This window comes from Moorena sp. SIO3E8 (genome assembly GCF_010692445.1).
GTDB classification, from domain to species: domain Bacteria; phylum Cyanobacteriota; class Cyanobacteriia; order Cyanobacteriales; family Coleofasciculaceae; genus Moorena; species Moorena bouillonii.
Genome location: NZ_JAAHHM010000090.1, coordinates 20,609 through 28,235 on the forward strand (window position 1 = coordinate 20,609; position 7,627 = coordinate 28,235).

Below are 7,627 nucleotides of genomic sequence, written 5' to 3' on the forward strand. Positions count from 1 at the left end.
GGTTTAATACAGTCAACGACCCAGCTTCTGCCGCACACGAGCTACAAACATATCGACTTCTGGTAACTTCAACTGGGTTGCTAACAAACCAAACACACCTAAGCCTGCTAATCCAGCTAAACTCAATTGCAGCAACTGCACCCAAATAATACTGGTTTCTAATACTTGCTCACACCCCCAACTGACTCCCCAACTTGCGGCACCAGCTACTACACTACTCACAGCTAAACCTAGAATTGGCAACATCCACTCTTGCCAAGGTAAGCCATTTAGCCTGCGGTTCAATAGCCATAACAGCACTACCATGGAAAAGGCATTCACACCAATGGTGGCAAATACAATACCGGGTGTGCCAAAGGCATCAATTAGAAAATAATCTAGTACAGCATTGAGAAGAATATTAATCACACTCAGACGAAAGGGTGTCTGTCCATCTCCTAAACCATAAAATACCCGCACTAGCACATCCCGTCCCAAGTAGACAAACATGCCCATCCCATAAGCCATGAGCACTGATGCTACTAACCGAGAGGCATTAGCATCAAAGGCTTGACGCTGATACACTACCTGCACGATGGGCATGGCTAAGGTCACCATCAATGCACTTAACGGTAACATTGTCAAGGCAGTGAGCAGAATTCCTTGGCGAATCCGTTGCTTGAGTTCTGGCCAATTTTCAGGAGCAGCTAGTCGGGAAAATACCGGCAGTAGAGGGACTAGAATGACATTAGAAATAATGCCTAGAGGGGTATTCACTAAAAGATTGGCATAGTTTAAGCTAGCAGCAGCGGCATCGGCTTGGGGCAGAAAGGAGGCAAAGAATAAGTCGGTGTAGACATTAATATGTAGCATACCAGAGGAAAAGGTGGCTGGAGCCATGACCTGCATCACGTCTTTGACTCCAGGGATGCCCCAGTTAAATCGTAGGCGTATTTTACCTAGGCCACTGCGCCACTGAGCGATTTGCTGCACTATCCATTGAAGAGTTGCTCCAGCAAGGGTACCCCCAGCTAAGACAATCCCACCGACCATGGCAAAATCGGGATTACTAATTTGTTTGCCCAACTGTAGGGCTAATATTCCTAAGCCAACAATGACGGTGATGCTGGAAAATAAAGGACTGACGGCGGGTAGCCAGTATTGATCGCTAGCATTGAGGGTACCAAAGCCAATACCAATTAATCCGGCTAGCACTGCCATGGGTGCCATAATCTGTAATTGCCGGATTGCGATCGCTCTTACTTCTAACCCTTCTGGGGTATCCTGAAACCCTGGTGCTAGAACATCAATTAAGAGCGGAGCAAATAGCACTAGAGCAATGGTTACCAGTAACAGGATGCACGCGACTAAGGTAGTTACTGTTTCCACCAGCCGTGGGGCTTCTGATTTATCTCGTTTAGCGAGAACACTAACTAAGGCGCTATGAAACGGTCCGTTAATGCCACCGAGGAGGATTAATAAAAAGCCGGGGATCACGTAAGCATAGCTGTAGGCGTTGATAACCGGACCAACTCCAAAGGCTGCTGCCATGGCTTGTTGGCGGACTAAGCCAAATACTTTACTAATAATGGTGGCTACTGCGACAATCCCGGCAATGCCAGCTAGGGAACGAGTGGTTTTCTGGTTTTCAGACACAAATCGTTAATAAAATTAATAGTTAACGTGCTTATTTTAAGGGATCCCTTGTTGTTGACCCTTGACAGTTGACGGTTGGTAGGGTGTAGCAGCTAGCTTGGTTTTATCTAAGTGCCTTTCAGGGTGTTATCACCCTAGTAAAAAGGTTTGTTATTTCTTTAGATTAAACCATGACTACAGAATTTTTTTATGCTAATTTACCCCTTTTAGAAAACTTCATCGATATTACTGACTCTCGTAATTTTGAATCGGTTCCCAGGGATTGGTATGTTGTGATTAGCGATATTATTGGTTCGACTCAAGCTATCGAATCAGGACGCTACAAAGAGGTTAACCTATTAGGAGCCTGCTCCATTGTCGCTGTTTTAAATATAGCAGGTAATTTAGACATTCCTTTTGTGTTTGGGGGAGATGGAGCAACTCTGTTGATTCCTCCTTCTCTGTTTGCCCCTGCTCGGGAAGCGTTGTTAGCCACTAGTCAGCTAGCCAGGGAAGAATTTGGGATGGAATTGCGGGTGGGTGCAGTACCTATGTCTGATGTCAGAGTAAATGATTATGATGTTAAATTAGCGAAGCTCAAGGTATCTGAAAATTATTATCAGGCTATATTTACTGGAGATGGTTTGAGTTATGCTACTGAATTGATTAAACATCCAAATACGAGTAACCTCTACCTTTACCAAAACCCTACTGATAATGCTAAAGCTGATTTTTCTAATTTAGAGTGTCGCTGGCAAGACATTCCAAGTAAATATGGTGAAACGATCAGCTTGATTGTGAAAGCAACGTCTAATCAAGGAGATTTAGCTAATTTAACTTATCGAAAAATTATTGAAAAAATTGACACTATATATGGAAGTGAAGAGCTTTTAAATCCAGTTGATAAAAACTATTTAAATCTAGGGTTTAGTTATCATAAATTAAGTGCTGAAACTCGGCTGTGCGCCCAGTCGAGTAAGCTAAGCCATAGGATGCTCTATTTTTTAAAAATCTGGTTTGAGAATTTCTTGGGCTGGTTGTTGATGAGGTTGAAAGTGAAATTTCCAGATGGAGACTGGGGAGCCTATAAACGAAATGCGATCGCAGCAACGGATTACAGAAAGTTTGATGATATGTTACGCATGGTGATTGCTGGCAATGAAGCACAACGAAAACAATTAACAGACTATTTAGAAAAGAATTATAAACAAGGTAAATTAGTGTATGGTCTGCATATTTCAGACCGAGCACTGATGACCTGTCTGGTATTTGAGCGCCATGGACGCCAAGTACATTTTGTGGATGGTGCAGACGGAGGCTACGCGGTAGCTGCCAAGGATATGAAGGATAGACTTAAGGAGAATGCTACTGATAGCAAATCCGCTTTTAGAACACCCGTTAATCCAGATGACTAGCCATCAATACAAGTTAGGATAAATCAGATAAATCAGACTAGCATAAGGCAATAGCTATAGCGCTGCGCTAGTTCCCTACTCCCTACTCCCTACTCCCTACTCCCTGTTCCCTGTTCCCTGTTCCCTGTTCCCTGTTCCCTTTGCTATAGCGAATAATTACACTGGCTTAATAGTAATGTCTTGATAGTCGGGATGTCTAAGAATAAAGCATTTTGCGCCAATAGTGATTTGGGCAATCTGGGATGAAAGCTTACATAATCCATCCCTGACTTCTGAATTTGGACAGTGAATGATTAAGCTGTCAGTAGCAGTAACCCACTCTAGCTTACAGAGTTGAGTTAGAGGAATTTCTGTCTTAATTTGGCTTAGTCCTTGACTCAGTTGTTTAAATTTATGTAGCCATTGGGACTCTTGCAAGTTTTTCTCTAGCTTGCTTTTCAATGGGTCTTCTTCTTGATTAGTCATGATATAGCGTTTCTCATAGCGATTTTGCTGTTTGGGTGGTGCGTTGCGGGGTGGGCTATTCCAAAGCTGGCAAAGCGGTAAATTGCTTATAAGCTGTTTCGAGATTATCTTTGTATAATCCCTGCTGCTTATAAGAATTATAAGCAGCAGGGATTTGGGAATAGTTGGCAAGCACTTGTTCTTGAGTCAGAGACTTTTCTTTCCAAGTTAACGCTAATTGTTCCAGTTGCTCTAAGTAAGTATGTAAGGTGTCCCCAAGGAGTTTTAGATGGCATGATTGATAGTTAGCTTCCTAAATTCATCATTTGTTAACGCACTACTGCTCCTGATCCAACCAAACCGCTAAATCCGTTGCTGTCTTAAAATCCAACAACGCTTCACTCAATTCCTCCAATCGAGTAATCGATAATCCCTCAATCCGCTGTTGGAGCACAGGGTCAAGTAAACCTAACCTCAGGGTTAGCAAACGCATCACAATTAATACCGCTTCCTCCTGCTTGCCGCGCTGGCGTCCCTTTTGGATAATATCTTGATAGGTAACTGATTCTTCCATAACTTCCTCCCTCAACAATCGACGGACTAAATCTTTCTCAAACCGCAAACCAGCCAGTACATCCACACAGGCCGCTAGGGTTCGGAGTTGACCTTGTTCTTCAATTCTATCGACTTCAGCAACCACTTGCTCTAACAATAGATTAGGCCGATTACTCCTAGCTAAAGTGGCCAAGGGTAACAGAGCCCGATTGGCCAACAGTGGTTGAGGGTCTTGCTCCCACAGACGAATAATTCTATAACGATGCCAGGTATTAATATCCCTAAATTCGTTATTGAATACCATCTGTGAGGTCGTAGACTTTAGAAAAATAACCACCTGCTCAATCGGACATCGGTACTTTCGTTGTAATCTGACCCAATAGTCCAACATCCGAAATGGTAATGGTGGCTCGGATGGGGGTAAGGTTTGAAATTCTAGGTGCAGAATTTGGTTAGTACTTTGGAGTAAACTCAGAGCATCAGCTTGAATTGGTTCAGCACTTAATTCGGTGTCTTGATGCAGTCGCTCATGGGGGAAACCCCCAAGACCGCGCTGCATCGCTTTTAAGTACCTGAATATCCCGAGGTTCTTCACCCAATAGCCAATGAAAAAACTCCGATGGGTATTCTTCGGCTAAGTATTTACAAATATTGTCGTACGCCAAGGCAAATTGTTTAAATTTAAGACTATTTCAGATACTGTAGTGAATCTGAGCTAAAAAAGTTATCGCACCCGGATCTTGTTTATTGATTCAAGTTATGATATACGAGCACTCATGATTTAGATAATATCTAAAAAAGACCTGATATAATCAGGTCTTATCAAAATTATTTCTGTAAACTTAAGAGCACCATTAACCCGTTCACCCACACCCGAAAACTTATTATCCCCTAACCAAATCCTCAATTGCCTCTAGATTAGTCGGTAAGCCAGCGGTCAACACCTCTGCTCCTGTCTCGGTAATCAACACATCATCTTCAATCCGAATCCCCCGCACATCATCAAATTCTGCCAATCTATCCCAGTCCACCACATCTTTGTAGGTTGACCGTCGCTCCGGGTCATTCAAAATCCCTGGAACTTGATAAAATCCTGGTTCAATTGTCACCAACATTCCTGGTTCCAACAGTCGGTCTAGTCGCAGGAAGCCCAAGCCAAAGCGATCGCTTCTTTCCCGTCCTGGTGCATAGCCTGCCAAATCCCCTAAATCTTCCATATCATGGACATCTAATCCGAGCAAATGACCAACACCATGGGGAAAGAACAAAGCATGGGCATCCATTGCTACTAAATCCGAGATGTCTCCTCGCAGAATCCCCAAATCTATCAATCCCTCAGCCATCACCCCTGCTGCTGTCATATGAATCTCTCGATATTCCACCCCAGGGTAAAGATTCTTGATACAGAAATCATGGGCTTCTTTGACCACATTATATATATCCCGCTGAGTAGGGGAAAATTTACCACTCACCGGCCAAGTACGGGTAATATCCGCCGCCCAACCCATAGGGGTTTCTGCTCCTACATCTGCCAGCAGTAACTCTCCAGGTTGCAGGGAATGGTGATACTCACCATTATGGAGCACTTCCCCATGAACCGTAACAATACTTGTGTAAGCACGGGTCATATTATTGGCAATAATTACCCCTTCCATCGCCCCCCGCACGTCCGCTTCCCGTTTAGCCTTGGGAGTAGCTGCCATTCCCGCTTTATGAGCAGCCATCGAAACTTCAGCGGCTTGGCGCAATTCCGATAATGCCCCCTCGTCATGGTATAACCGTAGGGATATAATGGCTTTCGCTAAATCCAAGTCAATCCCTTCTGGAGCATCAGCGGGTCCGACAGGACGACTTAATACTCCCTGTTGTTGGCTGTAAGTAGTGGGATTTTGAACAGCAATGGTTGCTGCTCCCTGAGAATGGGAACGCAATTCTGAAAGGGAAAAAACCCGATCAGCCCCAATCATCTCAGAAATTTCCTCAGGTGAAGGGGTTTCTCCGTGCCACAACGCACTTCCAGGGGCTGGCTTATCCATGAATAAATCCAGTTTGCCATCATTGAGGCAAATGACCGCATTAGTTAGGGGTAAACCAGCAAAATACAAGAAGTGACTGCTAGCCCGAAAAGGGAACGAATTGGCTCGAAAATTCCGAGGACTAGGATGTCCAGACCAGAGCATTACTGGAAAATCTACCAGCTGAGCCAGTTTTTGACGCCGTTGCTGTAGTCTAGTGGCTAGAGAGCCGTCATGGTTGTTAATCATCGGATTTATTATAATTTATTTGTTGAACCTTCACCGTTGAATATTTATAGCGTAAATTCCACAGGTCTTGTGGAATTTGTTCAAAATTATCCCCAGGGGCGACCTGAGATTAAACTCTCCCCAGTGATTGGGTTTCGGAGGAGCAATGGTAATCTTTTTGGTCTAACCAACATCCAACTGTGGAAAATGAACCTGAACAAATTAGCATAACAGATTAACACAACAGATTAATCCGAACCCATCATCTCAAATGCTCTGGGTAAAACTGATAGAAGTTATATAGCAATTCTGTTTCCCATGAGGTACAAAGAGATCCCCCTAAATCCCCCTTAAAAAGGGGGACTTTGAGCTTGATAATTGTACCTCATACATCCAATAAACGCTATAAGACTCATTAGCTGAACAGGATTTTTTACCACTCCCCATGCTCTTCACCCTACTCCCTACTCCCTACTCCCTGCTCCCTATTCCCTAACACCCAGAAAAACTTCACCCAATTTATAATTGCTATAGTAAATAGTTGAAATCTTAAACACAGAAATATGGTTATCACTCAACTGTTTAATATTGCCAATATCTTCGTTTTGCCCTTTTGGCTCCTGATGATTTTATTGCCAAATTGGGGCATTAACAAGCGAGTAATGGAATCCTATCTTCCCTTCGTCGCTCTAGCAGGTTTGTATATTTACCTATTTATTAATAGCATTACACCAGAATCCGCCCAAGCCTTATCCAATCCTCAGTTAGCCGATATTGCCCACTTCTTTAGTGACGAAACCGTTGCTGCTACTGGCTGGATACACTTCCTAGTTTTGGACTTGTTTGTAGGGCGTTGGATTTATTGGCAAGGGCAACAGGCTGGTATTTGGACTATTCACTCCCTAGTGCTGTGCTTATTTGCCGGACCAATCGGACTCCTTTCTCATATTATCACCGCTTGGGTTACCAAAAAATCTACATCAGATACTCCCTTAGACCCTGAAACTACCAGTCCATCACAAACATAATCAGCAGGTTTGGATGTCGGTTGTAAACATAGGTATTGCTTAAAAAGGCAAGAGGCAAGAGGCAATAGGCAATAGGCAATAGGCATTCATGCAAAAGAAACCCAGGCGTAACCCTTCCTGAGAGAGGCTACGCCTGGGTAAAGTTTTATTTTCCAATAACAAAAGACCATACAAGTTTATATCTCGTACAGGAAACCCTATGGGTGCATCTCAGTTTTGCAAAAATACCAAAATCATGATATCATGATATTATTAATGATAAATAGTTTCTAATAATTACTAAAACTCATGAACTTGAGTCCGGAAGAAAAGCAAGAGCTAAAAGAAC

Annotated in this window: 6 protein-coding genes and 1 pseudogene; 3 read left to right on the forward strand and 4 right to left on the reverse strand. The window is 43.3% G+C overall.

Going from position 1 to position 7,627, the window contains the following annotated elements; genetic code table 11:
* Positions 1-12 precede the first annotated feature (12 nt).
* Entirely contained in the window at positions 13-1,635 is a 1,623-nt protein-coding gene (gene murJ, locus F6K46_RS27630) for a murein biosynthesis integral membrane protein MurJ (RefSeq protein WP_293063213.1), read from the reverse strand.
* Positions 1,636-1,805: 170 nt separating this feature from the next.
* On the opposite strand from murJ, the gene F6K46_RS27635 reads away from it, so the two are divergent.
* Complete coding sequence (locus tag F6K46_RS27635; protein ID WP_293063215.1) at positions 1,806-3,029, forward strand: DUF3095 domain-containing protein; 1,224 nt, start codon at positions 1,806-1,808, stop codon at positions 3,027-3,029.
* A gap of 156 nt (positions 3,030-3,185) precedes the next feature.
* Here the strand turns inward: F6K46_RS27635 and F6K46_RS27640 are convergent, their stop codons facing one another.
* From F6K46_RS27640 to F6K46_RS27650, 3 genes and pseudogenes are all read right to left on the reverse strand, one after another.
* Entirely contained in the window at positions 3,186-3,494 is a 309-nt protein-coding gene (locus F6K46_RS27640) for a hypothetical protein (protein WP_293063216.1), read from the reverse strand.
* Positions 3,495-3,810: 316 nt separating this feature from the next.
* A pseudogene (locus F6K46_RS27645) lies at positions 3,811-4,693 on the reverse strand (DUF4351 domain-containing protein).
* 219 nt (positions 4,694-4,912) lie between these two features.
* Entirely contained in the window at positions 4,913-6,292 is a 1,380-nt protein-coding gene (locus F6K46_RS27650; protein ID WP_293063218.1) for an aminopeptidase P family protein, read from the reverse strand.
* On the opposite strand from F6K46_RS27650, the gene F6K46_RS27655 reads away from it, so the two are divergent.
* Together F6K46_RS27655 and F6K46_RS27660 are read left to right on the forward strand one after the other, a co-directional pair.
* Entirely contained in the window at positions 6,278-6,502 is a 225-nt protein-coding gene (locus tag F6K46_RS27655) for a hypothetical protein (RefSeq protein WP_293063220.1), read from the forward strand. The two genes, F6K46_RS27650 and F6K46_RS27655, sit on opposite strands and share 15 nt — an antisense overlap.
* A 332-nt stretch (positions 6,503-6,834) precedes the next feature.
* Positions 6,835-7,299, forward strand: coding sequence for an ABA4-like family protein (locus F6K46_RS27660; protein WP_293063222.1), 465 nt, complete (start codon positions 6,835-6,837; stop codon positions 7,297-7,299).
* Positions 7,300-7,627 lie beyond the last annotated feature (328 nt).